Raw genomic sequence first — 25,624 nt, forward strand, 5'->3', positions numbered from 1 at the left:
GATGACGAAGTGAGGGTTGGAGTCGGGAGGGAAGCCGACCAGATCCTCCCCACTTTCGTCATTCCGGAGGGTCTCGGACTTGATCCGGGACGGCTCCGGAACCCACCCGCCGCCGAGAAATGTGTGAATCCCGTAGGTCGCTTCGTGGGATCCGGATCCGTCCGGCCTTCGGCTGTCCGGTCCGGAATGACGGATGAGGATGGCTTCTTCCTTTGTCGTCATTCCGGACGGACGCGCCGTGGCGCGGCCGAGCCGGAACCCACGAAGTGACGCGCGCTTGCCAGTCCACTCCTCCCGCCGCAGATTGGCCCTGCCAATCCACGGAGGAAGCCATGAAGGCCGTCGTGCTGCACGGGATCGAGGACCTCAGGGTCGAGCCACGCGAGGAGCGGCCGCTCGGCCCCGGCGAGGTCCGGGTGCGGGTCGAGTCCGGCGGCATCTGCGGGTCCGACCTGCACTACTTCCACGACCACCGGATCGGCGACTTCCCGGTGCGTGAGCTGTTCGTGCTCGGCCACGAGGGCGCCGGCATGGTGGCCGAGGTCGGCCCCGGTGTGACATTGGTCGCGGTCGGCGACCGGGTGGCGATCAACCCGAGCCATCCCTGCGGGCAGTGCGCCTACTGCCGCTCCGACCGCGAGCAGCTGTGCGCCGACATGCTGTTCCTCGGCTCGTCGCGGCGGTTTCCGCACGCCCAGGGCCTGTTCGCCGAGACCTTCGCCACCCACGAGCGGCAGTGCGTCAAGGTGCCGGCCGGCACCCCGTCGCGGGTGGCGGCGCTCGCCGAGCCGCTGTCGGTGGTGCTGCACGCGTTGAGCCATGCCGGCCCGCTGCTCGGCCGCCGGGTGCTAGTGACCGGGGCCGGGCCGATCGGCGTGATCGTCCTGGCGGCGGCTCGCCTCGCAGGTGCCACGGTCGAGATCACCGACGTCACGCCCGAGCCGCTGCGAGTCGCCGAGGCGCTCGGCGCCGACCGGGTGCACGACGTGGCGGCGACCCCCGGCTCGGTCGCCGACCCGGCGTTCCCGCGCGGCCGCTTCGACGCCGCCTTCGAGTGCTCCGGCCATCCGGCGGCCCTCGCGACCTGCCTCGACCAACTCGCTCCCGGCGGCACCCTGGTGCAGGTCGGCACCTACGCCGACCCGAAGGTCACGCTGCCGATGGACCGACTGATGGCCAAGGAGATCACGCTGAAGAGCTCGTTCCGCTTCGCCCGCGACTTCCCGGTGGCGGTCGACCTGCTCGGCAGCGGCCGCATCGACCTCGGCCCGGTGCTGAGCCACGAGTTCGCGGTCGCCGACGCCATGGAGGCGTTCCGCACCGCCAGCGACCGGCGGCGGTCGATGAAGGTGCATCTCGTGTTCTGAGGGAGCAGACCTGGGTCGCCGTTCTCCCATTCCCTGTCGCCCCGAGGTGCGAGCGCAGCGAGCCACGAAGGGCCGGCTGCCGCTGCTCCTTCGTCGGGCAGGCCCTTCGTGGCCGCGCGGTGCGCGGCACCTCAGGACGTCAGGCGGGGTGGTGGTCCCGGCCGTCTACCGCCCCGCTGCCCTCCTCTGGAACTCCCCCGGCGTCACCTGGAAGGCTTGCCGGAACGCCGCCACGAAGGCGCTGGTCCCGGCATACCCGGACTCGAACGCCACGTCGGTCACCCGGCCGCCGGCCAGCAGCCGCTCGGCGGCCACCGTCAGGCCGAGGATGCGGCGCCAGTCGCGGTAGCTGAGCCCGGTCTCGGCCTGTACCCGGCGGCGCAGGGTGCGGGCGGAGACGCCGAGGCGTCCGGCCCAGTCCTCCAGGCTGGTGTCCTCGGCCGGGTCGGCCTGCACCGCGTCGGCGATGGCGGCGAGCCCGGGGTCCTGCGGGGCGGCCAGGCGGATATGCACCCCCGGCGCCGGGCGCACCAGGGCCAGCGCGGCGCCCGCCACGGTCGACCACGCCCTGTCGAGCCGGTCGCTGTCATAGGTCTCGGCCAGCCAGGTCACCATGTCGGCCAGCGGCGTGCCCTGCTGGACCGCGGTCGGCGCCGTCGGAAGCGCGTCGGCGGCATCCGGGCGGACGTACAGGCTGCGCATCAGCCGCTCCTCGGGCGCCAGGCTGCGGTGCGGGGTGCCGGCCGGCAGCCACAGCACGCTGCCGCGCGGCACCAGCCAGACCTTGTCCGGGGTCTCGACCCGCATCACCCGGGCGAGGGTCAGGGCGAGCTGGCCGCGGCGATGGCGGTGCCAGGGCACGCTGGCGCCGGGCGCAAAGCTGGCAGCGTGGCCGATCACGGCGGCGTCGCTCTCGACATGGCCGCTGACCGGATCCTTGTGTCTCTCGTCCTGTCCGCTCGGCGACATCCGCTGTCCACTGGTCCGGTATCCGATGGCCGTTTCCGGCGCTAGTCTAGCAGGCCGTGGGAGGAAAAAGATCATGTCTGCCCTGAAGGCTCGCATCGGCGACTCCGCGCTGGCCGCCCGACTTGGACGAGAGCTCGAGGGCGAGGTGCTGTTCGACGCGTTCTCGCGCGGCCGCTATTCGACAGACGCATCGATCTACCAAGTCGAGCCGATCGGCGTGGTGGTGCCGCACACCGAGCAGGACCTGCGGGTCGCCGTGCAGATCGCCGCCGATGAAGGCATTCCGATCCTGCCGCGCGGCGGCGGCACCTCGCAATGCGGCCAGACCGTCAACACCGCCCTGGTGCTGGACTGCACGAAATACCTCCGCGATGTCGTCGACTACGACGAGGACACGCAGGAGGTTACGGTCCAGCCGGGCATCGTGCTCGACCACCTGAACGCCTGGCTGAAGCGGAAGGGCCGGCTGTTCCCGGTCGACGTCTCGACCGCCTCGCGCGCCACCATCGGGGGCATGACCGCCAACAACTCCTGCGGCGGCCGGTCGATCCACTACGGCATCATGGTCGACAACGTCGAGGCCATCGACGCCATCCTGATGGACGGCACCGAGGCCCGCTTCGGCCACGTGCCCGGCAACATTGGCGAGCTGACCGGGCCGGAGCGCTACCGCGACCTCGTCCAGACCGTGCGCGCCATCGCCGACCGCGAAGCCGCCGAGATCGACGGCCGAATCCCCAAGCTGATGCGCAAGGTCGGCGGTTACAACCTGGACCGGGTCGTGCAGCGGGACGGCCGGGGTGGCCACAACATGGCGTCGCTGCTGGTCGGTTCGGAAGGCACGCTGGCGCTGTCGCGGCGCATCCGCCTGAAGAGCCATGCGATTCCCAGGCATCGGGTCATGGGGGTCTGCCACTTCCCGACCTTCCGGGAGGCCATGGCCTCGACCCGGCACCTGGTCACCCTGAAGCCCTACGCTGTCGAGCTGATCGACCGCACCATGATGGACCTGGCCCGCCAGATCGCCATGTTCCGGCCGATCGTCGAGCGTTTCGTGAAGGGCGAGCCGCAGGCCCTGCTGGTGGTCGAGTTCGCCGGCGAGGAGCGCGACCCGCTGCTGCAGCGGCTCGACGACCTGGACGCGATGATGGGCGACCTCGGCTTCCCGGGCGCGGTGGTGCGGGCCGAGGACCCGGCGTTCCAGGCGCAGATCACCGAGGTCCGCAGCTCCGGCCTGAACATCATGATGTCGATGAAGGGCGACGGGAAGCCGGTGTCCTTCATCGAGGACTGTGCGGTGCCGCTGGAGGACCTGGCGGACTACACCGACCGCCTGACCGAGGTGTTCCACAAGCACGGCACTGACGGCACCTGGTACGCCCATGCCAGCGTCGGCACCCTGCATGTCCGGCCGGTCCTGAACATGAAGGACGGCACAGATGTGAAGAAGATGCGGGTGATCGCCGAGGAGGCGTTCGCCATGGTGCGCGAGTACAAGGGCTCGCATTCGGGCGAGCACGGCGACGGCATCGTGCGCTCGGAGTTCCACCGCCAGATGTTCGGCGACCGGGTGGTCGACGCCTTCGGCGAGGTCAAGCGGGCCTTCGATCCCAGGGGGCTAATGAACCCGGGGCGGATCGTCGACCCGCCGAAGATGGACGACCGCAGCCTGTTCCGCTATCCGCCGGACTATCGCCCCGCGAATCCGGCGACCCGGTTCGACTGGTCGGCCTGGGGCGGGCTCTCCGGCGCCGTCGAGATGTGCAATAATAACGGCACCTGCCGCAAGCGCGACCCGGCAGTGATGTGCCCGAGCTTCCGGGTCACCGGCGACGAGCAGCACGTCACCCGCGGCCGCGCGAACACGCTCCGCCTGGCGCTATCGGGGCAGCTCGGCCCGGACGGCCTGACCGACCCGGCGATGAAGGCGTCGCTCGACCTGTGCGTCGGCTGCAAGGGCTGCCGGCGCGAGTGCCCGACCGGCGTCGACATGGCCAAGATGAAGACCGAGGTGCTGGGGCAGTACGTCGCGCGCCACGGTCTGTCGCTGAAGGACCGGCTGATCGCCTCGCTGCCGCGTTGGGCCGAGGCGGCGTCGCGCTTCCACTACCTCGCCAACCTGCGCGACACGGTGCCGGGGCTGCCCTGGCTGTCGCAGATGCTGATGGGCTTCGCCCGCCAGCGCAGCCTGCCGGCGTTCTCGCCCGCGCCGTTCCGGGCCTCGGAGGTGCCGGACCGGCGGGCGGTCGAGGGCCGCGAGGTGGTGCTGTTCGCCGACACCTTCAGTTCGTATTTCGAGCCCGGGAACCTGCGCGCCGCGATGCGGGTGCTGGATGCCGCCGGCTACACGGTCCACGTGGTCGACCCGTCGGCCACCGGCGAGGGGCGGCGGCTGTGCTGCGGGCGGACCTATCTGGCGAGCGGGCTGATCGCTCGAGCCGAGGCCGAGATGCGGGCTCTGGTGGCGGCGCTGGCGCCTTATGCCGAGCGCGGCGTGCCGATCGTCGGGCTGGAGCCGTCCTGCCTGTTCACCCTGGTCGACGAGTTGCCGTCGCTGCTGCGCGACGCCGCCGGGGCGGTGCCGGCGCAGGCGATGCTGTTCGAGGCGTTCCTGGTGCGTGAGGCCAAGGCAGGCAGGCTGGAAGGGCTGAAGCTGAGACCGATTGCGGATAAGGCTTTGGTGCACGGCCACTGCCACCAGAAGGCGTTCGCCGCCATGGGTGACGTGACGGCGGCGCTGAAGCTGATCCCGGGTCTCGACGTCTCGGTGATCGAGTCGAGCTGCTGCGGCATGGCCGGGGCCTTCGGCTACGAGGCCGAGCACTACGAGGTCTCGATGAAGATGGCCGAGCTCAGCCTGCTGCCGGCGGTGCGGAAGGCCGAGCCCGACACCCTGCTGGTCGCCGACGGCACCAGCTGCCGCCACCAGATCCACGACGGCGCCGGGCGCACCGCCGAGCACGTCGCCGTGGTGTTGGCCCGGAGCGTGGCGCCGTGACCGGCGCCGGGAACCGCCGGTCAGGTGGCCGGGACGTAGGCCAGGTAGGAGAACATGCCGGCCTCCATGTGGTAGAGGTTGTGGCAGTGATAGGCCCAGTTCCCGGGGTTGTTGGCGTCGAACACCACCACGACGTCGGACAGCGGCGGCACCATCACGGTATCGCGCACCGCCCCGTCGATCTTCTTGCCGGCGATCTCGACGACCTGGAAGACATGGCCGTGCAGGTGCATCGGGTGCGCCATGCCGGTCTCGTTGCGCATGCGGATCGCGGCGCGCTGGCCGGTGGTCACCACGAGCGGCTTGTTGTTCGGGTAGACGCCGCCATGCATCATCCAGACATAGGCCGCCATGTCGCCGGACAGCGTCGACAGCAGCTCGTCGTCGATTGGCCGCTGCGGCAGCGGGGCCGCCGTCCGCAGGCGGGATTCCAGCTCGACGCCCATCGCCCCGGCCTTGGCCTCGGCCTGCTCGGAGACCTTGGCGACCTGCGCGCCCGGTGCCGCCAGGATCAGGCCGGTCCTGACGGTGTCGCCCTCGCGCTGGGCCAGGATCGGCACCACCTGGCCGGCGGCGACGTCGACCAGCAAGTCCAGGCGCTGGGCGATGCCGATCGGGAACACGGTGTCGTCGATCGGCTGTACCGGCTCGCCGTCGACCGCGACCAGGCGGGCGGTCCGGCCGCCGGCCGAGATGAAGAAATTGGTCGACGCGCCGCCGTTGATGATCCGGACGCGGACCTTCCCGTTGCGCTCGACCCTGATGATCTCCGGGTCGCGCAGGGTGCGGGAGTTCGCCAGATAGGCGTCGAAGTCGACGTCGTTCAGGTCGGCCTTCATGCCGGCCATGCCGTCGGCCATCTTCATGGCGCCCCCGGTCTTGCCGGCGTCCGGCATCTTCATCCCCTGGGGCATCTTCATCCCCTGGGGCATCTTCGCCCCGCCCGGCATCGCCATGCCGGCAGGCATCGTCATGGCGCCACCGGCGGTGGCCGTCGCGTCGCCTTTCTGCAGATCCGCGAGAATCGCGTAGGGATCCTTGAAGGTAAAGTCCTCGAGGAACAGCACGACCTCCTGCAGGCCGGCCAGCGGGTCGTCCGGATCCTCCAGGATCAGGGGCATCGCCAGACCGAGCTGCTCCTGGAAGCCGACATGGGAGTGCATCCAGTAGGTGCCGGCCTGGACCAGGGGGAAGTCGTAGTCGGCATGGCCGCCCGGCGGGATCGCCGGTCCCGAGATCCCGGGCACGCCGTCCTGCGCCGGCGGCAGGATCAGGCCGTGCCAGTGGATCAGGGTCTCGGTGTCGAGCCGGTTGGTCAGCCGGACCTCGAAGTCGTCGCCGCGCTTCAGCCGCAGGCCCTCGGGTCCGTCGGGCCCGACCACCGCGAGGCGCTTGACCAGCTTGCCGTTGACTTCGATCTCACGGGTCGTGGCTTCGAGCTGGAGCTTCGGCTTGCGGGCCAGGGCGGCGGCGGGCAACCCTGCCAGCGCGGTGGTCGCCGCGATGCCCGCCAGCACGCCCCGGCGGGACGGCGTTTCGTAGGCCATCGCTCAATCCTCCCTCGATCGCACGCAGGTGGTCGATCCGTGCATCTCCCCGCCTCCGAGGGTAGCCGAACCCCGTGGCGGTGGCAAAAATCAACGGCCGCCACCGGCCGATCCGACACCAGGCATCACGAAAGGTAGGCAACGTCATGAGCGGTCATCGCGCCGGTCCCCACTTCCTGCAGATCCCCGGCCCGTCGAACGTGCCGGGCCGGATCCTGCGCGCCATCGAGCGGCCGACCATCGACCACCGCGGCCCGGAGTTCCAGGCACTGGCCAAGGAGGTCCTGGCGGCGGTGAAGCCGGTGTTCAAGACCGAGCACCCGGTGGTGATCTTCCCGTCCTCCGGCACCGGGGCCTGGGAGGCGGCGCTGGTCAACACCATGTCGCCGGGCGATGCCGTGCTGATGTACGAGACCGGGCAGTTCTCGACCCTGTGGGTCGAGCTGGCGACCCGCATCGGCCTGAAGCCCGAGGTGATCACCGGCGACTGGCGGCACGGCGTCGACGCCGCCGCCATCGAGGAACGGCTGAGCAAGGACAGGGAGCACCGCATCAAGGCAGTGTGCGTGGTCCACAACGAGACCTCGACCGGCGTGACCTCGCGGATCGCCGAGGTGCGCAGGGCGATCGACGCGGCGAAGCATCCGGCGCTGTTCATGGTCGACACCATCTCCGGCCTGGCCTCGGCCGACTACCGGCACGACGAGTGGGGCGTCGACGTCACCGTCACCGGCTCGCAGAAGGGGCTGATGCTGCCGCCTGGGCTCGGCTTCAACGCGCTGTCGCCGAAGGCGATCGAGGCCTCGAAGTCGGCGAAGATGACCCGGTCGTACTGGGACTGGGCGTCGCAGCTCGGCCAGAATCCGTCGGGCAACTTCCCCTATACCCCGTCCACCAACCTGCTCTACGGCCTCAAGGAGGCCTGCGAGATGCTGATGGACGAGGGACTGGACAACGTGTTCGCCCGCCACGAGCGGCACGCCGAGGCGACCCGCCGGGCGGTCCGGGCCTGGGGCCTGGAGATCCAGTGCCAGGAGCCGAAGGAGTACTCGCCGGTGCTTACGGGCGTGGTGATGCCGGACGGCCACGACGCCGACGCGGTGCGCAAGGTGATCCTCGAGAAGTTCGACATGTCGCTCGGCGCCGGGCTCGGCAAGGTGAAGGGCCGGATGTTCCGGATCGGCCATCTCGGCGACTTCAACGACCTGATGCTGGCCGGCACCCTGGCTGGCTGCGAGATGGGCCTGCGGCTCGCGGGCGTACCGATCAAGGTCGGCGGCTTGCAGGCGGCGATGGACTATCTGACCGGGAATGCCTGAGGGCGGCCGGCGCCGAAGCGCGGCGGGTGGGTCCCGGGTCGGCCCGGGATGGCGTCGGATAAAAAGGACGTCATCCCGGCCGGAGCGAAGCGGAGAGCCGGGACCCACGGCACGACGGACGCCGCCGTCAGTCCACGATGAACAGCGTCGCGCCCGTCTCGGTCACCGAGCGGTGCGGGGCGTCGCCGTTGTCGGAGACCTGGTAGCTCATGCCCGGGGTCAGGGTGAACCGCCGGCCGTCCTTCAGCTCGCTCACCAGCTCGCCCTCGACCACGTAGAGCACATGGCCGCGGTCGCACCAGTGGTCGGCGAGATAGCCGGGCGAATAGGTGACCTGGCGGACCCGGATGTCGCCGATGTTCAGGGTGCGCCAGTATGCGGTCCCGGTCTCGCCCGGGTGCTCGGTTGGCTCGACCTTCGACCAGTCGGTGACGGTGAAAGGCAGGGCGGGGATCTTCATGGCGGCACCGTGTGGTTGTGCGGTTGGCTGCCGCGACGGTAGCGCCGCCGTCAGCCGGCCGCCAGCCAGGCCGCCGCGACGATGCAGGCGCTGCCGGCCAGCACCGCCGGCAGTGGGCGGCGCCGGCCCAGCCACCAAACCGTGATCGTCACCAAGACGGCGCCGGCCCGGACCGTCGCCGGCAGCTCGGCGAGCGAGCCGGTCGGCAGGCCGACCAGGCGAACCACCAGCGCCGCCAGCAGGGCGTAGGAGGTCAGGGTGAACCACCGCACCACCGGGCCGTCCGGGTCGACCCGGCCGACCAGCACCGCGCCGAGCACGCGCCACACGAAGGTCGCGGCGGCGGCGACCAGCACCACGACGAAGCCGGGGTGCGGCAGCTCGCTCATGATCGCGGCCGGAGCCGGTCGCCCAGCAGAAAGGCGACGGTGCCCCCGAGCACCCCGGCCAGCAGCAGCGCCATCTCCGGCAGCCCGGCGTGGACCGGCCCGTACAGCAGGGCGCCCGAGGCCACGGCCAGCAAGGCCTGCCGGCTGCGCTGGTCGATCAGCAGCACCATGAAGAAGGCAGCGTTCATGAACAGCAGGCCGAGCGCGAGCGGCTGCGGAAGGGCGGCCGCCCCCAGCCAGCCGGCCAGGGTGGCGAGTGCCGCCGCGGTGATGCAGGTGAGCGCGAAGGCGGTGTGGTAGGCGAGCCGAGCGCGCGGCTCGGACGGCGCTGCGCTGCGCATCAGGAACGCCCAGCTGGTGGCCGACATGAGATGCGACTGGGCCACCCGGCCGGCCAGGCCGACCCGCCCGAAGGTCGGCAGCAGCGCCACCGCCATCGGGAAGAACCGCATGCTGGTCAGGGCCGCCGCGATCGCGATCGCCAGCAGGTCGGCCCCGGCCGCATGTAGTTCGGTCGCGACCACCTGGGCCGGCAGCGCCCACACCACGGTCGAGGCGAGCACCGCCTCCCAGGATGCGAAGCCGATATCGTGGGCGAGCGCGCCGAAACCGAGCATGCCGCCGCTGACCAGCAGCAGCGGGACCCCGATCGCGACGCGGAAGCCGGCGCGGGCGGCGGCGCCGGGGTCGGCCAGGGCCAGGTCTGCCTCCCGCTTCACCGGCGGTTCCCGTTCAGGCGGCCTGCATCGCCCGCCGATAGGCCGGCCTTTCGGTCAGGCGGCCGATATACGCCGCGACATGCGGCTTGTTCGAAAGGTCGGCCTTGAGACGCCCGGCGGCGATACAGGCGTGGCCGGTCATGATGTCGGCGCCGGAGAAGCCGCCGGCGAGATACTCCCGACCTTCTGCCAGGGTCGCCTCGACGGCCGTCAGCATGCGGTTCAGCAGCTTGGTCGCCCGGGCGACGTTGTCGGCATTGCGCCGCTCCGGCGGCAGGAACATGGTCTCGACCACGATGACGTTGACCTGCGGCATCATCATGCCCTCGGCGTAGTGCAACCACTGCAGATAGGCCGGGAATTCGGGCGCGTCGATCGCCGGGCGCAGGCGGCCCTCGCCGTACCGGGCGAGCACGTACTCGACGATCGCCCCGCTCTCGAAAATGGTGCAGTCGCCGTCCTCGAGCGCCGGCACCCGTCCCAGCGGATGCAGCTTCAGGTACTCGGGCGAACGCATGGCCGGGTCGCCGAGCTTGTAGACCTTGAGGTCGTAGGGCAGGCCGAGTTCCTCGAACAGCCAGACGGCCCGCACGGAACGGGTATTCGCAGCGTGGTGGATCAGCATGGGCGGTGTCCTTCGTCCGGATCGTCTGGCGTCAGCCTGACGGCAGCGGGGAAGCATACTCAAGCGGATTCCGGGCGCCGGCCGGAACACCGCCTCGTCGGGACTGCCGGGTTTGTGTGCCGAATTGTATGCAATTCGACTACGGTAACGGTTGTCGTCGGGCCCCGGCATCCGCAAAATGCCTTCGGCCGCCGCGGCCCCGGAGCGGGAGAGGGAGACGTTATGGACGAGAAGCGCCTGATCGAGGTCGAGGACCTCCGGATCCACTTCCCGCTCGAAGACCGGACGGTCAAGGCCGTGGACGGCGTGTCCTGGCACATCGACAAGGGCGAGACCCTGGCAGTGGTCGGCGAATCCGGCTCCGGCAAGTCGGTGACCGCTATGGGGCTGATGCGCCTGACCGACAACGCCGGTGGTCGCATCCCGAGCGGCAAGATCATGTTCCGAAAGCCGGAAGGCGACGTCATCGACATCGTCAAGCAGACCCCGGAGCAGATGCGCTCGATCCGCGGCAACGACATCTCGATGATCTTCCAGGAGCCGATGACCTCGCTGAACCCGGTGTTCACGGTCGGGTTCCAGATCGCCGAGGCGATCATGCTGCACCAGGGCAAGACCGAAGATCAGGCGCTGACCCAGGCGCTGGAGATGCTGAAGCTGGTCCGGATCCCGGAGCCCGAGAAGCAGCTCTCGCAGTATCCGCACCAGCTATCCGGTGGCATGCGCCAGCGGGTGATGATTGCCATGGCGCTGTCGTGCCGACCGAGCCTGCTGATCGCCGACGAGCCGACCACCGCGCTCGACGTGACGATCCAGGCGCAGATCCTCGACCTCATCAAGACCCTGCAGAACGAGATCGGCATGTCGGTGATGTTCATCACCCACGACATGGGCGTGGTCGCCGAGGTCGCCGACCGGGTGGTCGTCATGCTGCGCGGCAAGAAGGTCGAGGAGGGCCCGGCCGAGCACATCTTCCACCACGCGGAGCACCCCTACACCAAGGCGCTTCTGGCGGCGGTGCCGCGGCTCGGGTCGATGCGCGGGCACAAGCTGCCGATGAAGTTCGCCAACGTCGACGTCAACCGCGCCGAGGGCGACGAGGTCGCCGCGGTCGAGGACGTCCCGGAGACCGCGCTGGAGATCCGCGACACGGTGCGGCGCGGCGCCCAGCCGCTGCTGACGGTGAAGGGGCTGACGACCCGGTTCGATATCAGGGCCGGCGTGTTCGGCCGCACCACCGGCCGGATCCATGCCGTCGAGAACGTGTCCTTCGACCTGCTGCCGGGCGAGACCCTGGCCATGGTCGGCGAGTCCGGCTGCGGCAAGTCGACGACCGGGCGCAGCATCATCCGGCTGGTCGAGCCGACCCGCGGCTCGATCAAGTTCGAGGGCCAGGAGGTCGTCGGCCTGTCGTCCGGCGAGATGCGGCCGCTGCGGCGCGACATGCAGATGATCTTCCAGGATCCGTTCGCGTCCCTGAACCCGCGAATGACCGCCGGCGCGGCGATCGCCGAGCCGATGATCGTACACGGCTTGGCCCGCGGCAAGGAGGCCGAGGACCGTGTGATCGAGCTGCTGCGGCGGGTCGGCCTGGACGAGGAGCATGCCAGCCGCTACCCGCACGAATTCTCGGGCGGTCAGCGCCAGCGCCTGTGCATCGCCCGGGCCCTCGGCCTGAATCCGAAGCTGATCATCGCCGACGAGGCGGTGTCGGCGCTCGACGTGTCGATCCAGGCCCAGGTCATCAACCTGATGATGGACCTGCAGGAGGAACTGGGCCTTGCCTACCTGTTCATCAGCCACGATATGGCGGTGGTCGAGCGTATCGCGCACCGGGTGGCGGTCATGTATCTCGGCGAGATCGTCGAGATCGGGCCGCGCCAGGCGGTGTTCGAGAACCCGCAGCACTCCTATACCCGAAAGCTGATGGCGGCGGTGCCGATCGCCGATCCGGTAAAGCGCAAGACCGAGCTGCGGCTGATGACCGACGAGATCCCGAGCCCGCTGAAGCCTGCCGGGTACGAACCGCCGGCCCGCCACTATCGCGAGGTCGAGCCCGGGCACTTCGTGCAGGAAGCCGAGGCCGGGGCGGCGGTGGCGGCCGAGTAGCGATGAACCAGGCGCCGCGATTTCGGGCGTCTATCTCGGATCCCGGCCTGGCCGGGCTGTACGATCTTTGGGATCGCCTGCGGCGTAGACTGGGCCGTCTGCCCCATCGGCGGGAGATCGACCCGACCGAACTTCCGCGCGAGGTTCTGCCGGGCATGCTGGTGCTGGAACGCGAACCCTCGGGGCGGTTCCGCTGTCGGCTGGCCGGCACGAAGCTGACGGAAATCTACGGGTTCGAGCCGACCGGCTGGTATCTGGATCAGGTGATGCCGCCGGAGCCCGCCGCCTTTCGCCTCGCGATGTATGAAGAGGTGCTGCGCGAGCAACGGGCGGTCTTCTGCCGTCTCCGTTTCGCCGTTCCGGGCAGGGAGATCATCGCGAGCGATCGCCTCTACCTGCCGGTCCTGGGCGATATCTCCAACCGGCCCACGGTGCTGTACGGCGCCCAGCGCTTCCTCTATGCCACAGAGGTGGCCGGGGAGCCCGACGAGCACGGCGTGTACCATCTGTGCTACGACGACCCGGCGGTAGGCTAGGGTCCGGGTCGGGAGAGGTCTGCCCGAGGGGGCCCAGCCTCATGCCGGTTCGTTGTCGAGGAGTTCATCGACCGTGGCGGCGATCCGGGAGCGCTCCAGCCCGATGTCCAGCAGATGGTGGTCGCTCAAGGCCTGGAGCGCGCGGATCGTGGTGCGACGCCGGTTCCAGCGGGAGATCGCGCCGGCACTCCGGCGGACCGCCGAATCCAGGCCTTTGACCAGCCGCGAGGCGGTTCCGTCGATCCGGCGTGCGGGCAGCTCGTAGCAGACGGTCATGGAGTCCTCCATCGGGTTCCGGGTTGGTTGCTGTCGGCCGGTCCATGATCTAGATTTTCCAAATCCATACGGTGGCGCCCAGCGCGCCGATCCAGGGTTATCCGGCCTTGAACTCGTGAAGAAATATGCGTGCCCGGGAACTTCAACAAACGAGAAGATCTCCGCCGACGGGTTAGAAAATCTACGGGTACAGGGAATGATGCGACCGCTCCCGCCCCTGAACGCTCTCAGGGCCTTCGAATCGGCTGCCCGGCACCTCAGCTTCACCAAGGCGGCTGCCGAGCTGAACGTCACGCCGGCCGCGGTCAGCCATCAGGTCAAGGCGCTCGAGGATCTGCTGGGCGTGCCTCTGTTCCGCCGCCTGACCCGGGCGTTGCGCCTGACCGACGCCGGCCAGGCGGCCCTGCCGACGCTCGGCCAGGGCTTCGACAAGCTGGCCCAAGCGGTCGAGCAGATGCGCGCCCACTGCGAGAGCGGGGTGTTGACCATCAGCGTCAGCCCGTCGTTCGGCGCTATGTGGCTGGTGCCCCGGCTCGAACGGTTCCGCAGCCGACACCCGGACATCGAGACCCGGATCGACGGGACCGATCGTCTGGTCGACGTGGCGCGCGGCGACGCCGACGTGGCGCTACGCTACGGCCCCGGCGGTTATGGCGGGCTGCAGGTCGACCGCCTGTTCGGTCAGGTCAATACGCCGGTCTGCAGCCCGGTGCTGTTGAGCGGCGAGCACCCGTTGCGCCAGCCCGACGATCTGCGCCACCACACCCTGCTGCATGTCGACTGGAAGGACGCCGACGCGAGCTGGCGCATGTGGCTGCTGGCGGCCGGCCTGCACGACATCGACCCGACCCGCGGGCCGCACTTCACCATGGAGAGCATGGCGGCGCAGGCCGCGCTCGACGGCCACGGCGTGGCCTTGATCGGGGACGTCCTCGTGGCCGGAGACCTCGCCGCCGGCTGCCTCGTACACCCCTTCGACCCGAGCCTCGGCAGGCCGCTCGGCTTCGCCTACTATCTGCTGAGCTCGAAGCAAAGCGCCGGGCAGCCGAAGGTCGCGGCCTTTCGCGCGTGGCTACTCGAGGAGGCGCGCACCTGGCAGGCCAGACCGGACCGGGCGCCGGTCCGGACATGAAAAAGGGCCCCTGCAACGGGGCCCTTTTCCTCGTGTCGAGGCGAACCGCGCTACTGTGACCGCAGCTTCGGGTCCAGCATGTCGCGAACGGCGTCGCCGAACAGGTTGAAGCCGAACACCGCCAGCGTGATCGCCAGCCCCGGGAAGATCGCCACCCAGGGCGCGCTTTCGGCGTACAGCTCGGCCCCGCCCTGCAGCATCAGGCCCCAGGCCGGAATCGGCTCCTGCACCCCGAGGCCCAGATAGGACAGCGAGGCCTCGAGCAGGATCGCCTGGCCGACGAAGGCCGTGATCATGATCAGGAACGGCGCCATCACGTTCGGCACCATGTGCCTTAGCACGATGCGGGTGTGGCTGTAGCCGATCGAGCGGGCGGCATCGACATAGGGCATCTCGCGCACCGACAATGCGCTGGACCGCACGACGCGGGCACAGCGCGGGATGAACGGGATGGTGATCGCGACGATCACCTTGTCGACGCCGGTGCCGAAGATGGCGACCATGGCCAGCGCCATGATGATCAGCGGGAACGACATGAAGATGTCCATGACCCGCTGGAAGATCAGGTCGATCTTGCCGCCGAAATAGGCACTGCCGACTCCCAGCACGAGGCCGATGCCGGCTCCGACGAAACTCGCCACGAACCCGACGAACACCGCGGTCCGAGCGCCGTGGACGATGCGCGAGAACACGTCCCGGCCCATCTGGTCGGTGCCGAGCCAGAATTCCGAGCCGGGAGGTGCGGTGAAGGCGCTGTAGTTCATAGCGGTCGGGTCGTAGGGCGCCACGACGTCGGCGAAGATCGCCATCAGGATGATTAAGATCACGATAAAGCCGCCGGCGACGCCGAGCGGCTGCCGCTTGGCCACGCGCGTGAATTGCTGCCACGCTGTCTTGCGCCGCGGGGCCGCCGTCTCGGCCGTCACCGGGAGTTCCGAGGTCGCCATTCTGCCCGTCCTCCTCAGCTGTAGCGGATGCGTGGGTCGAGCCACGCGTAGAGCAGGTCGACGAAGAAGTTCGTCAGCACGAAGATCAGGGCGACCAGCATCACCAGCGCCTGGGTCATCGTGTAGTCGTGGTTGCTGACCGACTCGACGAACAGCTTGCCGAGGCCGTTCAGGTTGAACACCTGCTCGGTGACGACAAGCCCTCCCATCAGGAAGGCGAACTCGATGCCGATGACGGTGACCACCGGCAGCAGCGCGTTCTTCAGCGCATGCCGGTTGACGATCACGCTCTCGACCAGGCCCTTGGCGCGGGCGGTGCGGACATAGTCCTCGCGCAGCACCTCAAGCATGGTCGACCGGGTCATGCGGGTGGCGACCGCCGAGTATCGGTATCCGGTGGCGAGCGCCGGCCAGATCAGCATGGCCAGGTTCTCCGACGGATTTTCCCAGATCGGCACATAGCTGATCGGTGGCATCCAGGGTTCGCCGTAGAGCGCCTGGCTGCCGATCAGCAGGCCGAGGATGATCAGGATGCCGAGCCAGAACGACGGCATCGCGATGCCGGCGATCGAGAACCCGCGCACGCAGTAGTCGATCCAGGTGTTGCGCTTGACCGCCGAGATGATGCCCATCGGGATCGAGATCACGATCGACACGAAGGTCGCCATCAGGGCGATCTGCAGGGACACCTGAAAGCGCAGGCCGATCTCGTCGACGATCGGCTGGTTGGTCCACATCGAGTTGCCGAAGTCGCCGATGAAGAATCCGCCGATCCAGGAGAAGAACTGGCCGATCAGCGGTTTGTCGAGCCCGAGCTCGAGCTGGCACAGCCTGAGCGCGTCCGGATCGAAGGTCGCGCCGGTACCGGCGAGCCGCAGCTCGCAGACGTCCCCCGGAATTGCGCGCATGAGGAAGAACACGAGGACGGCGGCCCCGAACAGGGTCGGGATCATCATCAGCACGCGCTTGACGATATACTGGTGCATTGGCAGCGGCCTTCAATCTCGGAAGGTCGAAACTCGGGTGCGTCGTCGCCCGCCGTTGCTACGGCGGGCGACGAGCCGAACCGGGACGGTTACTGGTCGAGCCAGACTTCCGACAACTGCTGGTTCAGGTAGTGGCTCGGGCTGACGTTCCAGCCCTTCACGTAGGTGCGGTGCGGAATGATCCGGTACCACCACATGGTGATGAAGCCGAGCGCCTCCTCGTCGAGGATGATCTTCTCCATCCGGCGCATCATCTTGCGCTGCTCGGCGGTGTCGTCGGTCTGGTTCATCGCGTCGAACAGCTTGTCGACCTCGGCGTTGGTGTAGCCGCCGTACTGGCTGCCCGAGCGCTCCTCCGAGATGAACTTAGACACGTCCAGAAGCGGGTTCACGACCGACTGGCAGTTGAAGTCGATCGACACGTCGAAGTCCTGCTTCTTGCGCAGCGTGTCGTAGAACGGACCGGTCGGCTGGACCTGCTGGTCCACCGCCAGGCCGACCTGCTTCCACTGGTCGATCAGCCAGGTGCCGACGATCTTGTAGGGCTGGTCGACGGCCCGGTTGTTCAGGGTGAACTTGAACCCGTCGGGAATGCCAGCCTCCTTCAGGAGCTTCTTGGCCTCCGCGCGGCTCTTCGCCAGGTCCGGCCAGTAGCCGGCGAGCTGCTGCAGTTCCTCCTGCTTGGCGGCCAGCGGGTGACCCGGGAACACGATGCCCCCGACGGTCTTCACGATGGCGATCTTCGAGAGGTACTGCGAGCCGCCCCAGCGGTCGACCGCGAGGGTCAGCGCCTTGCGGACGCGGACGTCGTCAAACGGCTTCTTGCGATGGTTCGGCGTGATCAGCAGCACGCAGTTCCAGTCGCTCTCCTGGACCGTGACGTCCTTGCCGAGCGCCTTGACCAGGTCGTCGCGGCTCTGCGGCGGGAAGCCACGGAACTCGATCGCCGCCCGGTCGCCGCGGATGGCCTGGACGCGCAGCGACTCCTTCTTGGCGAAGATCGCCTCGAAGCCATCGAGGTAGGGCTTGCCCTTCTCGTAGAAGTTCGGGTTGGCGGTGCCCTTGATGAAGGCGCCGGCCTGGCGCTCGAACTTCTGGAACGGACCGCTGCCGAGCACGTTCTTCTCGTACCAGTGCATGTCCTGGGCGAGCTTGGCGTCGTCGTAGATGAAGTTGAACGGCACGGCCAGGGCCGGCACGAATGCCGACGACGGGTACTTCAGCTTGAAGACCACGGTTTGCGGGTCCGGCGCCTCGACCTTGTCGACCATCACGAAGTAGGCCTTGCGGGCCGAACTGACGTCGGCCTGCGGGAAGATGATCTTGTCGTAGGTCGCCTTCACGTCACTGGAATTGACCGGCGAGCCGTCCTCGAACTTGACGCCTTCCCTCAGCTTGAAGGTGAAGGTCTTGCCGCCGTCGGTCGGCTTCGGCATCTCGGTGCAGAGATCGCAGATGATATCCGTCGGATCCATCGAGTTCTCAGGATTCTGCTTGACCAGCAGGCTGTAGAACGGGGCGATCGGATGGACGAGGGCGAAGGTGGTTTCGCGGTGGCCGTCGAAGCTCGGCGGCTCGTCGGGGACCACGAATTTCAGCACGCCGCCCTTTTTCGGCGTCTCGGCCGCCATGGCGCCGCCCAGCCCGAGGCTGAGCGCCGCACCGACGGCGAGCGAGGCCGCAAGTGTCTTAAGTCCTGAACTCATTTGGACGTCTCCTTCCCAAACGACGCGGCTCGGGGTGGTTCCCCGTCCGATCGGTCTCTAGCGCCCGCGACGATCCCTGGCCGGGACCGCTGCAAGCCGATGTACGGAATGGCGCAACTCTTCGGTTGCTGGCCTCCCCGTTCCCTGCGTTCCTGTTCTCCGGCGTTATCGAGACCGCCGGTTGCAGCGCCCTGCAGCGCTTGTATACATTTTCATGCCCCGTACCGGGGGTCAAGAAAGAGCCCGCAGTGCGGGCCGGGAGGAATGTATGGCCGGATCCGTTCCGATGCCGGACGTCAAGGCGCTGGTGTTCGACGTGTTCGGCACCGTGGTCGACTGGCGCAACAGTGTGGCGCGCGAGGTCGAGGCGGTGTCCCGGGCCAAGGGTTGGGCGATCGACGCCTACGCCTTCGCCGACCGCTGGCGCGCCCTGTACCAGCCGTCGATGGACCCGGTGCGCCGCGGCGAGAAGCCCTATGTCAGGCTGGACGACCTGCACCGCCAGAGCCTGGTCGCGCTGCTCGCGGAGTTCGGGCTCGATCCGCTGCCGGCGGACGAGCTCGATCACCTGAACCGGGTCTGGCATCGCCTCGACCCCTGGCCGGACTGCGTGCCGGGGCTGACCCGACTCAAGCGGCGCTTCATCCTGGCGACCATGTCGAACGGCAACGTCGCCCTGATGCTGAACATGGCGAAGCGCGCCGGGCTGCCCTGGGACATGATCCTCGGGGCCGAGCCGGCGCGGAACTACAAGCCTGTGCCGTCGGTCTACCTGACCGGGGCCGACTGGCTCGACCTGAAGCCGTCCGAGATCATGATGACGGCGGCCCACAACGGCGACCTGGCCGCCGCCCGGGCGCTCGGGTTCCGCACTGCCTTCGTGCTCCGGCCGACCGAGCACGGCCCGGGGCAGGCGAAGGACCTGAAGGCCGAGGCGGACTGGGACCAGGTCGTCAACGGCATGGACGAACTCGCCGACCGGCTCGGCTGCTGAGGAGATGACGATGACCACGGCTCTCGAGCGCTTCGGCACCTTCGCCGCCGGCCTGCGCACCGCCCGACTGGACGACGCGGTCCGGCACCACGCCCGGCGGGCGGTCGTCGACTGGTTCGCCGCGGCACTGCCGGGCGGGGTGATGCCGCCGGCGACCCTGGCGGTCCGTGCGCTGGCCGACCAGGTCGGGCAGGGGCGGGCCACGCTGATCCCGGCCGGCACGCCGGCGGGCGGGCAGGCGGCGGCGTTGATCAACGGGACCGCCGCCCACACCGTCGAGTTTGACGACATCTATCGCGACGGGCTGTACCACCCGGGCGCGCCGACCATCGCGGCGGCCCTGGCGGCGGCCGAGCTGGCCGGTGCCGACGGCGACCGGCTGCTGGCCGGCGTGGTGGCCGGCTACGAGCTGTCGAACCGGATCGCGGTTGCGGTCAATCCGCGCCACTACGACTTCTGGCACACCACGGCGACGGTCGGCTGCTTCGGGGCGGCCGGGGCCTGCGCGGTGATCCTGGACCTGGACGCGGCGCAGACCGCCCATGCCCTGGCCACCACGGCGACCATGGCGGCCGGCCTGCAGCAGGCGTTCCTGGCCGACGCCATGAGCAAGCCGCTGCATTCCGGACGGGCGGCCGAGGCCGGGCTGCTGTCGGCCCGGCTGGCCGCCGAGGGCGTGACCGGCGCGCTCGACGCGCTCGAGGGGCCGCGTGGCTTCGCCGCCGCCATGAGCCGCGGCACCGAGATCGACTGGGACGCGGTGACCGCCGACCTCGGGCGCGACTGGACGATCACCCGCATGACCTTCAAGAACCACGCCGCCTGCGGCCATGTGCACGCCGCGGTCGACGCGGTGAAGGCCCTGACCGACGAGCATGGCCTGACCGCGGCCGACGTCGAGCGCATCGAGGTCGGCTCCTACGCCAAGTCAAAGGAGATCTGCGGCAACCCCGAGCCGGTGACGGTGTTCGAGGCCAAGTTCAGCCTGCCCTACTGCGTGGCCGCGGCGCTGGTGCTGGGGTCGGTGCGGCGGGCGGCCTTCGAGGAGGCGGCGATGGCCGATCCGACGCTGCGCGCGGTCGCCGCCCGGGTGGTGCACACCGTCGACCCCGGCTGCGACGCGGCGTTCCCGAAGGCCCGGTCCGCGCGGGTGGCGATCGTCACCCGCGACGGCCGCCGGCTGGAGCGCTTCGCCCCGACCCGCAAGGGTGACCCCGACAGCCCGCTGACCGACGCCGACTTGGCCGACAAGTTCCGCGAGCTTGCCGGGCCGGTGCTGGGGGCGGTCCGCTCCGCCGAGCTGCTGGCCGGCCTGCAGGCCCTCGGCAGCGCCCGGCCGGTCCGCGACCTGATGGCCGGGGCGGCCATGGCCGCGGCCGCCGAGTAGTCCGCCGGCCGCCCGGGCGGGCGATCGTCACCCGACCATTCCCGTCACCCGACCATTCCCGTCACCGGAGACCACGGCTGATGACATCCCTGTTCGAAGACCTGCTCACCGAGGAGCAGATCCTGTTTCGCGACTCCGTGCGCGGCTTCGCCGAGCGGCACCTCGCCGCCGGCGCGCTGGCACGGGCGCGCGAGACCGCGTTCCCGTTCGACGTCGCCCGGCTGATGGCGGAGCAGGGGCTGTTGGGAATCACCTTTGCGGAGGCCGACGGCGGCGCCGGCGGCACGCTGATGGACGCGATCCTGGCGATCGAGGCGGTGGCCGCGGTCTGCCCGCGCTCAGCCGACGTGATCCAGGCCGGCAACTTCGGTCCGATCCGGACCTTCGCGGAATACGCCTCGCCGGACCTCAAGCAGCGCTATCTCGGCCGCCTGCTGGCCGGCGAGATGGCTATCTCGCTGGGCATGAGCGAGCCCGAGGCCGGCTCGGCCGCGACCGACCTGGTGACCGCCGCGACCCCAGACGGCGACGGCTTCCGGATCAACGGCAGCAAGGTGTTCTCGTCGCACAGCCCGGATGCGGACCTGTTCCTGGTCTATGTGCGCTACGGACGCGGAGTCGACGGCATCGGCTCCGTGCTGGTCGAGCGCGGCGCCGCCGGTTTCACCATGGGCAAGCCGGTTCGCTATGTCGGCGGCGACGAGTGGTGCCAGCTGTATTTCGAGAATGTGTTCGTGCCGGCCGGCAGCGTGCTACTGGGCGAGGGCGGCTTCAAGAAGCAGATCGCCGCGTTCAACGTCGAGCGGCTGGGCAACTCGGCGCGCTCGCTCGCCTTCGGCCGGCACGCCTTCGAGATCGCCCGCGCCCATGCCGAGACCCGCCGGCAGTTCGGCCGGACCCTGAGCGACTTCCAGGGCATCCAGTGGAAGTTCGCCGAGATGGCGGCCCGCATGGAAGCCGCCCAGCTGATGCTGTACCGGGTGGCCTCGCGTGCCGTCGACCGGCTGCCGGACGCCTACGAGACGGCGCTGGTGAAGCTGCTCTGCAACGAGGCCGGATTCCTGGCGGCCAACGAATCGATGCAGGTGCTGGGCGCGCTCGGCTACAGCGACGAGAGCCTGGTGGAGTACTGCTGGCGCCGGGCGCGCGGCTGGCAGATAGCCGGTGGCAGCACGGAGATGTTGAAGAACCGGATCGCCGAGGGGGTGTTCGGCCGGCGGTTCTCGCAGCGCGCGCCGAAGGCCCCGTCGTGAGCGGCGCCATGGCCCCCGCCACCATGATCGAGCCCTGGTTGCAGGCCTTGCTGCGGCCCCGCGTGGTCGCCGTGGTCGGCGCCTCCGACGACCCGAAGAAGGACGCCGCCCGGCCGGTGCGGTTCCTGCGCAAGCACGGCTACACGGGCGCGCTCTACCCGGTGAACCCGCGCCGCGACACGGTGCTGGGCGAGAAGTCCTGGCCGTCGCTGGCGGCCCTGCCGGCGTGCCCGGACCACGTGTATATCGTGGTCGGCGCCGAGCGGGTCGAGGACGCGGTGGCCGAGGCCGCCGGCCTCGGCGTCAGGGTGGCGACCATCCTGGCCGACGGCTTCGCCGAGACCGGGCCGGAGGGCCGCGCCCGCCAGGAGCGCCTGGTCGAGCGGGCGGCAGCCGGCGGACTGCGGCTGCTCGGTCCGAACTCCATGGGCGTCGCCAACATCGTCGACCGGGTGCCGTTCACAACCAACGCCGCGCTCGAGACCGGGACCCTGCTGCCCGGCCGGCTGATGGCGCTGTCGCAGTCCGGCTCGCTGATCGGCACCCTGCTGTCGCGCGGTGCCGCCCGTGGCATCGGCTTCGCGCATCTGGTGTCGGTCGGCAACGAGGCCGACCTGGACGTCGGGGCGATCGGCGAGGCGGCGGCGGGGCTGCCGGAGGTCGACGCCTTCCTGCTGTTCCTGGAGACACTGCGCCGGCCGGAGCGGCTGGCCCGGTTCGCGGCGGCGGCCCATGCCGCCGGCAAGCCGGTGATCGCCTACAAGCTCGGCCGGTCGCCGGAGGCACAGGCGCTGGCGGTGTCGCATACCGGCGCGCTGCTCGGCTCCGACCAGGCGGCCGATGCCTTCTTCCGCGACCACGGCATCCTGCGGGTCGACCAGTTCGAGGCGCTGCTCGAGCTGCCGGCGCTGCTGAAGGGGCGGCGGCCGGATGCGGCGCGGGCCGGCCGGCCGGTGGCGGTGGTCACCACGACCGGCGGCGGCGGGGCGATGGCGGTCGACCGGCTGGGCGGCGCCGGGGTGGCGCTGGCCGGCGCGCCGGAGGCCCTGCGGGCGGCGGTCAGGGCAGCCCACGGCCTCGAGGTCAAGGGCGGCCGGCTGATCGACGTGACCCTGGCCGGCGCCCGCTACGAGGTCATGAAGGCGGTGCTCGACGGGCTGCTCGACTCCGGCGAACTGGCGGCGGTGATCGCGGCGATCGGGTCGTCCGCCCAGTTCCTGCCGGAGCGGGCGGTGCAGCCGATCATCGACTGCACGGGCCACGCCACGCCGTTGGCGGCGGTGCCGCTGCCGCAGGCCGACCGGGCGCTGGAGATGCTGGCGGCCGGCGGCGTGGCGGGCTTCCGGACCGTCGAATCGATGGCCGACGCGGTGCGCGCCTTCCTGGCCTGGGCGCCGCCGCGCGACCTGGCGGCCGGGGCGGTCCCGGCGGCGCTCGGCGAGCTGCCGGCCGACGCCACCCTGGACGAGGCCGCCGGGCTCGACCTGCTGGACCGGCTGGGGGTGCCGACCGTGGATCGCCGGCTGCTCGGCCCGGACTCGCCGGTGCCGGCGGATCTCGCCTACCCGGTGGTGCTGAAGGTGGTCTCGGCCGACCTGCCGCACAAGACCGAGGCCGGGGCCGTGGCCCTGGGCCTCGCCGACCGGGCGGCCGTGGAGGCGGCCCGCGCCGCCATGCGGGGCCGGCTGGCCGAAACCGCGCCGGGCGCCCGGCTGCAGGGCTGGCTGATCCAGGGCATGGCCCGCGGGGTCGGCGAGGCGCTGATCGGCTACCGCCTGGATGCCGAGGCCGGGCCAGTGGTCACGGTCGGGGCCGGCGGCGTGTTCGCCGAGCTGTACCGCGACGTGGCGGTCCGGCTGGCGCCGGTCGACCTGGCGACGGCACGGGCCATGGTCGCCGAGGTCCGGGGGCTGCGGGCCCTGGACGGCTGGCGCGGCCGGCCGAGGGGCGATCTCGATGGGCTGGCGGCGGCGGTCGCCGCCCTGTCGCGGCTCGCCCTGGACCCGCGGCGGCGGGTCCAGGAGGCCGAGGCCAACCCGGTGATCGTCGGGGAAACCGGCGTGGTCGCGGTCGACGCCCTGGTCAGGACCGCCGCAGGCTAGCGGCCGGCGTTGTTGGAGGCGACCACGCGGGCGTCGGTGCGGCCGGCGGCGACGCGGCTGTCGACGCTGGGGATCAGCGCCTGCAGTGTCCGCAGGTCCTTGCCGAGCAGCTGCTCGCCGGCCGGCAGCTTGACGCTCATCGGGTTCACCTGGCGACCGTTCAGCAGCACCTCGTAGTGCAGGTGCGGCCCGGTCGAGCGGCCGGTGCTGCCGACATAGGCGACGATCTGGCCCTGCTTGACCCGGCTGCCGACCCGGATGCCCTTGGCGAAGCGCGAAGTGTGGGCGTAGGCGGTCTTGATCTCGCTGTTGTGCCGGATCCGCACGTAGTTGCCGTAGCCGCCGTTCCAGCCGGCCATCTCCACCACGCCGTCGCCGGCCGCCATGATCGGGGTGCCGTTCGAGGCCGCGAAGTCGGCGCCCTTGTGCATCTTGGTGTAGCCGAGGATCGGGTGGCGGCGGGCGCCGAAGCCGGACGACAGGCGGGCGCCGTCGACCGGGGTGCGCATCAGGGTCTTGCGCACGCTGCGGCCGTCCGGCCCGAAATAGTCGGTAACCCCGCTCGACGGGGTGAACTTGTAGAACGACAGGGTCTTGCCGGACAGGGTCATGGCGGCATAGCGGATCTCGCCGTTGCGGACGCGCTCGCCGAACTCGTCGTCGTAGCCGTCGTACAGTACCTCGAACCGGTCGCCGGCCTGGACGTCGCGCTGGAAGTCGACGTCGAAGCTGAAGACCCGGACCAGGTCCATCAGCACGTCGATCGGCATGTTGGCGGCCAGCGCCGCCTCGTACAGGCTGCTCTCGATGGTGGCGGCGGCGTAGGCGTCGTGCTGGTCGAGGGCGCGCTCGGCCTCCTCGGCCACGAAGCCGCCGGCCTCGTCCAGCTTCACCAGCACGTCGCGCTCCGGCGTCGGCCGCAACGCCATGCCGAGGAACTGGTCGCCCTCCGAGCCCGGCAGGAAGGTCAGCGTGATGTCCTGGCCGATCTGCAGCCGGCGCACGTCGAACACCGTGCCGAGGCTGCGCACCACCTCGTGGGCGCTGCCGCGGTCGACACCGTTGTCGGTGAGAATGCCGATCAGCGTGTCACCGCGCGCCACGGTGACGATACGGTCCTCCGGTCCGGGGCGCTCGGCGAGCGAAGGAAAGGCATGCGGTTCCTTGAGGAGCTTGGGATCGATCCTGGCCGGCTTGCCGGCGCCGGCCGGTGGCGGCGCGGCCTCCGCGAAGCGGGCATCGGACTGATCGGGTTCCCCCAGGGCGATCCAGGCGGCGGCCAGAATCCCGACAACCACCGCGCTCGTCCATCTCATTGGCCCGCGACTCCTCATTCCGACTTGTATCGTGCCGACGCCCAGTCCCCCGGAGCGCAGGCCATATGATCAGCGCTCGACCCTTGGCTGTCAAGGAAAGCCAGCGAATTCAGCTTGTTTTGTCGATTTTCTGAGCCGCCGCATTAAACGTGGCGGCCCGGATCTCCCCCTCACGCGCGTGTACTATTCTGGCGTGAAAGCCCGATCCCGGGGAAGCGGAAAAAAACTTCAAAAAGGTGTTTGACATCGTTTCGAGGCCTTCATATAAACCGCGCCTCGCCGGGACACATCGGGTCGCGGCGACGGACCGGAAGCCCTCCGGGGCGCCCTTCGGGGCAGCGGTCCGCGGCTCTTGTACATTGTGAATTGGAAGGGATGCGCAGGCGGCGGTCTGGCTTTGTTTTTGGCTGGGCGTGCTGGGGCCTGAGAGGGTTCTGGCTTATGGGCCGATCTGTGCATCTGACTGTGCGTCTGAAGGGCGCTTGGC

Annotated in this window: 21 protein-coding genes; 10 read left to right on the forward strand and 11 right to left on the reverse strand. The window is 69.9% G+C overall.

All coding sequences use genetic code 11. From position 1 onward, the window contains the following. Nucleotides 1-332: 332 nt before the first annotated feature. Nucleotides 333-1,367 carry an L-idonate 5-dehydrogenase gene (locus RIC31_RS16395; protein WP_350109930.1) on the forward strand — a complete coding sequence of 345 codons (1,035 nt, stop codon included), beginning with the start codon at nucleotides 333-335 and terminating at the stop codon, nucleotides 1,365-1,367. A gap of 165 nt (nucleotides 1,368-1,532) precedes the next feature. Here RIC31_RS16395 and RIC31_RS16400 read toward each other — a convergent pair whose 3' ends face one another. Next, nucleotides 1,533-2,336 (reverse strand): AraC family transcriptional regulator, encoded by an 804-nt coding sequence (locus tag RIC31_RS16400; protein WP_350109933.1) that lies wholly within the window; start codon nucleotides 2,334-2,336, stop codon nucleotides 1,533-1,535. Between the two features lie 73 nt (nucleotides 2,337-2,409). Between RIC31_RS16400 and RIC31_RS16405 the strand changes: the two genes are divergently transcribed. After that, nucleotides 2,410-5,334, forward strand: coding sequence for an FAD-binding and (Fe-S)-binding domain-containing protein (locus RIC31_RS16405; RefSeq protein WP_350109936.1), 2,925 nt, complete (start codon nucleotides 2,410-2,412; stop codon nucleotides 5,332-5,334). A gap of 20 nt (nucleotides 5,335-5,354) precedes the next feature. Here RIC31_RS16405 and RIC31_RS16410 read toward each other — a convergent pair whose 3' ends face one another. Beyond that, a complete protein-coding gene (locus tag RIC31_RS16410) occupies nucleotides 5,355-6,881 on the reverse strand; it encodes a multicopper oxidase family protein (protein WP_350109938.1) in 1,527 nt (508 codons plus the stop codon). 146 nt (nucleotides 6,882-7,027) lie between these two features. Here RIC31_RS16410 and RIC31_RS16415 point away from each other — a divergent pair, with 146 nt between their 5' ends. Continuing rightward, a complete protein-coding gene (locus tag RIC31_RS16415; RefSeq protein ID WP_350109941.1) occupies nucleotides 7,028-8,200 on the forward strand; it encodes a pyridoxal-phosphate-dependent aminotransferase family protein in 1,173 nt (390 codons plus the stop codon). Between the two features lie 127 nt (nucleotides 8,201-8,327). Here the strand turns inward: RIC31_RS16415 and RIC31_RS16420 are convergent, their stop codons facing one another. Genes RIC31_RS16420 through RIC31_RS16435 form a run of 4 tightly spaced genes read right to left on the reverse strand, consistent with a single transcriptional unit; the run spans nucleotide 8,328 to nucleotide 10,393 of the window. Next, on the reverse strand, nucleotides 8,328-8,660 hold the full coding sequence (locus RIC31_RS16420) for a DHCW motif cupin fold protein (RefSeq protein ID WP_350109944.1): 333 nt from the start codon (nucleotides 8,658-8,660) through the stop codon (nucleotides 8,328-8,330). Nucleotides 8,661-8,710: 50 nt separating this feature from the next. Then, nucleotides 8,711-9,049 carry an AzlD domain-containing protein gene (locus RIC31_RS16425; protein WP_350109946.1) on the reverse strand — a complete coding sequence of 113 codons (339 nt, stop codon included), beginning with the start codon at nucleotides 9,047-9,049 and terminating at the stop codon, nucleotides 8,711-8,713. Beyond that, the gene (locus tag RIC31_RS16430; RefSeq protein ID WP_350109949.1) at nucleotides 9,046-9,768 is read right to left on the reverse strand and encodes an AzlC family ABC transporter permease; all 723 of its coding nucleotides are present in this window, start codon (nucleotides 9,766-9,768) and stop codon (nucleotides 9,046-9,048) included. Before RIC31_RS16430 ends, RIC31_RS16425 begins: the two co-directional genes overlap by 4 nt. A 13-nt stretch (nucleotides 9,769-9,781) precedes the next feature. Next, nucleotides 9,782-10,393 (reverse strand): glutathione S-transferase family protein, encoded by a 612-nt coding sequence (locus RIC31_RS16435; protein ID WP_350109952.1) that lies wholly within the window; start codon nucleotides 10,391-10,393, stop codon nucleotides 9,782-9,784. A 222-nt stretch (nucleotides 10,394-10,615) separates the two neighbouring features. Here RIC31_RS16435 and RIC31_RS16440 point away from each other — a divergent pair, with 222 nt between their 5' ends. Together RIC31_RS16440 and RIC31_RS16445 are read left to right on the forward strand one after the other, a co-directional pair. Next, nucleotides 10,616-12,502: an ABC transporter ATP-binding protein gene (locus tag RIC31_RS16440; protein ID WP_350109955.1), complete on the forward strand. Its 1,887-nt coding sequence runs from the start codon at nucleotides 10,616-10,618 to the stop codon at nucleotides 12,500-12,502. A 2-nt stretch (nucleotides 12,503-12,504) separates the two neighbouring features. Continuing rightward, nucleotides 12,505-13,038 carry a PAS domain-containing protein gene (locus RIC31_RS16445; protein ID WP_350109958.1) on the forward strand — a complete coding sequence of 178 codons (534 nt, stop codon included), beginning with the start codon at nucleotides 12,505-12,507 and terminating at the stop codon, nucleotides 13,036-13,038. A 39-nt stretch (nucleotides 13,039-13,077) separates the two neighbouring features. Here RIC31_RS16445 and RIC31_RS16450 read toward each other — a convergent pair whose 3' ends face one another. Continuing rightward, nucleotides 13,078-13,314 carry a DUF1127 domain-containing protein gene (locus RIC31_RS16450; protein WP_350109961.1) on the reverse strand — a complete coding sequence of 79 codons (237 nt, stop codon included), beginning with the start codon at nucleotides 13,312-13,314 and terminating at the stop codon, nucleotides 13,078-13,080. 196 nt (nucleotides 13,315-13,510) lie between these two features. Between RIC31_RS16450 and RIC31_RS16455 the strand changes: the two genes are divergently transcribed. Continuing rightward, nucleotides 13,511-14,446 carry a transcriptional regulator GcvA gene (locus tag RIC31_RS16455; RefSeq protein ID WP_350109964.1) on the forward strand — a complete coding sequence of 312 codons (936 nt, stop codon included), beginning with the start codon at nucleotides 13,511-13,513 and terminating at the stop codon, nucleotides 14,444-14,446. 50 nt (nucleotides 14,447-14,496) lie between these two features. Here the strand turns inward: RIC31_RS16455 and RIC31_RS16460 are convergent, their stop codons facing one another. The 3 genes from RIC31_RS16460 to RIC31_RS16470 form a co-directional block, all read right to left on the reverse strand. Beyond that, nucleotides 14,497-15,393, reverse strand: a complete 897-nt coding sequence (locus RIC31_RS16460; protein ID WP_350109967.1) for an ABC transporter permease — start codon at nucleotides 15,391-15,393, stop codon at nucleotides 14,497-14,499. 14 nt (nucleotides 15,394-15,407) lie between these two features. Continuing rightward, the gene (locus RIC31_RS16465; protein WP_350109970.1) at nucleotides 15,408-16,379 is read right to left on the reverse strand and encodes an ABC transporter permease; all 972 of its coding nucleotides are present in this window, start codon (nucleotides 16,377-16,379) and stop codon (nucleotides 15,408-15,410) included. An 89-nt stretch (nucleotides 16,380-16,468) separates the two neighbouring features. Continuing rightward, a complete protein-coding gene (locus RIC31_RS16470; RefSeq protein WP_350109972.1) occupies nucleotides 16,469-18,085 on the reverse strand; it encodes an ABC transporter substrate-binding protein in 1,617 nt (538 codons plus the stop codon). Nucleotides 18,086-18,353: 268 nt separating this feature from the next. Here RIC31_RS16470 and RIC31_RS16475 point away from each other — a divergent pair, with 268 nt between their 5' ends. From RIC31_RS16475 to RIC31_RS16490, 4 genes are all read left to right on the forward strand, one after another. After that, nucleotides 18,354-19,079, forward strand: a complete 726-nt coding sequence (locus tag RIC31_RS16475) for a haloacid dehalogenase type II (RefSeq protein WP_350109975.1) — start codon at nucleotides 18,354-18,356, stop codon at nucleotides 19,077-19,079. Between the two features lie 10 nt (nucleotides 19,080-19,089). After that, entirely contained in the window at nucleotides 19,090-20,466 is a 1,377-nt protein-coding gene (locus RIC31_RS16480) for an MmgE/PrpD family protein (RefSeq protein ID WP_350109978.1), read from the forward strand. A gap of 80 nt (nucleotides 20,467-20,546) precedes the next feature. Next, on the forward strand, nucleotides 20,547-21,719 hold the full coding sequence (locus tag RIC31_RS16485) for an acyl-CoA dehydrogenase family protein (protein ID WP_350109981.1): 1,173 nt from the start codon (nucleotides 20,547-20,549) through the stop codon (nucleotides 21,717-21,719). 8 nt (nucleotides 21,720-21,727) lie between these two features. Beyond that, on the forward strand, nucleotides 21,728-23,821 hold the full coding sequence (locus RIC31_RS16490) for an acetate--CoA ligase family protein (protein WP_350109984.1): 2,094 nt from the start codon (nucleotides 21,728-21,730) through the stop codon (nucleotides 23,819-23,821). Here RIC31_RS16490 and RIC31_RS16495 read toward each other — a convergent pair. Further along, nucleotides 23,818-25,137 (reverse strand): M23 family metallopeptidase, encoded by a 1,320-nt coding sequence (locus tag RIC31_RS16495; protein ID WP_350109987.1) that lies wholly within the window; start codon nucleotides 25,135-25,137, stop codon nucleotides 23,818-23,820. The two genes, RIC31_RS16490 and RIC31_RS16495, sit on opposite strands and share 4 nt — an antisense overlap. Nucleotides 25,138-25,624: the final 487 nt, after the last annotated feature.

Origin of the sequence: Thalassobaculum sp., assembly GCF_040219615.1 — a bacterium.
GTDB lineage: Bacteria > Pseudomonadota > Alphaproteobacteria > Thalassobaculales > Thalassobaculaceae > Thalassobaculum_A.

Bases quoted from the DNA above. Each gene is read 5' to 3' on its own strand.
- RIC31_RS16470 (WP_350109972.1), bottom strand. From the start codon at position 18,085: ATGAGTTCAGGACTTAAGACACTTGCGGCCTCGCTCGCCGTCGGTGCG.
- RIC31_RS16415 (WP_350109941.1), top strand. From the start codon at position 7,028: ATGAGCGGTCATCGCGCCGGTCCCCACTTCCTGCAGATCCCCGGCCCG.
- RIC31_RS16475 (WP_350109975.1), top strand. From the start codon at position 18,354: ATGGCCGGATCCGTTCCGATGCCGGACGTCAAGGCGCTGGTGTTCGAC.
- RIC31_RS16465 (WP_350109970.1), bottom strand. From the start codon at position 16,379: ATGCACCAGTATATCGTCAAGCGCGTGCTGATGATGATCCCGACCCTG.
- RIC31_RS16405 (WP_350109936.1), top strand. From the start codon at position 2,410: ATGTCTGCCCTGAAGGCTCGCATCGGCGACTCCGCGCTGGCCGCCCGA.
- RIC31_RS16435 (WP_350109952.1), bottom strand. From the start codon at position 10,393: ATGCTGATCCACCACGCTGCGAATACCCGTTCCGTGCGGGCCGTCTGG.
- RIC31_RS16440 (WP_350109955.1), top strand. From the start codon at position 10,616: ATGGACGAGAAGCGCCTGATCGAGGTCGAGGACCTCCGGATCCACTTC.
- RIC31_RS16395 (WP_350109930.1), top strand. From the start codon at position 333: ATGAAGGCCGTCGTGCTGCACGGGATCGAGGACCTCAGGGTCGAGCCA.
- RIC31_RS16425 (WP_350109946.1), bottom strand. From the start codon at position 9,049: ATGAGCGAGCTGCCGCACCCCGGCTTCGTCGTGGTGCTGGTCGCCGCC.
- RIC31_RS16460 (WP_350109967.1), bottom strand. From the start codon at position 15,393: ATGGCGACCTCGGAACTCCCGGTGACGGCCGAGACGGCGGCCCCGCGG.
- RIC31_RS16480 (WP_350109978.1), top strand. From the start codon at position 19,090: ATGACCACGGCTCTCGAGCGCTTCGGCACCTTCGCCGCCGGCCTGCGC.
- RIC31_RS16490 (WP_350109984.1), top strand. From the start codon at position 21,728: ATGGCCCCCGCCACCATGATCGAGCCCTGGTTGCAGGCCTTGCTGCGG.
- RIC31_RS16455 (WP_350109964.1), top strand. From the start codon at position 13,511: ATGATGCGACCGCTCCCGCCCCTGAACGCTCTCAGGGCCTTCGAATCG.
- RIC31_RS16450 (WP_350109961.1), bottom strand. From the start codon at position 13,314: ATGACCGTCTGCTACGAGCTGCCCGCACGCCGGATCGACGGAACCGCC.
- RIC31_RS16485 (WP_350109981.1), top strand. From the start codon at position 20,547: ATGACATCCCTGTTCGAAGACCTGCTCACCGAGGAGCAGATCCTGTTT.
- RIC31_RS16420 (WP_350109944.1), bottom strand. From the start codon at position 8,660: ATGAAGATCCCCGCCCTGCCTTTCACCGTCACCGACTGGTCGAAGGTC.
- RIC31_RS16445 (WP_350109958.1), top strand. From the start codon at position 12,505: ATGAACCAGGCGCCGCGATTTCGGGCGTCTATCTCGGATCCCGGCCTG.
- RIC31_RS16400 (WP_350109933.1), bottom strand. From the start codon at position 2,336: ATGTCGCCGAGCGGACAGGACGAGAGACACAAGGATCCGGTCAGCGGC.
- RIC31_RS16410 (WP_350109938.1), bottom strand. From the start codon at position 6,881: ATGGCCTACGAAACGCCGTCCCGCCGGGGCGTGCTGGCGGGCATCGCG.
- RIC31_RS16495 (WP_350109987.1), bottom strand. From the start codon at position 25,137: ATGAGATGGACGAGCGCGGTGGTTGTCGGGATTCTGGCCGCCGCCTGG.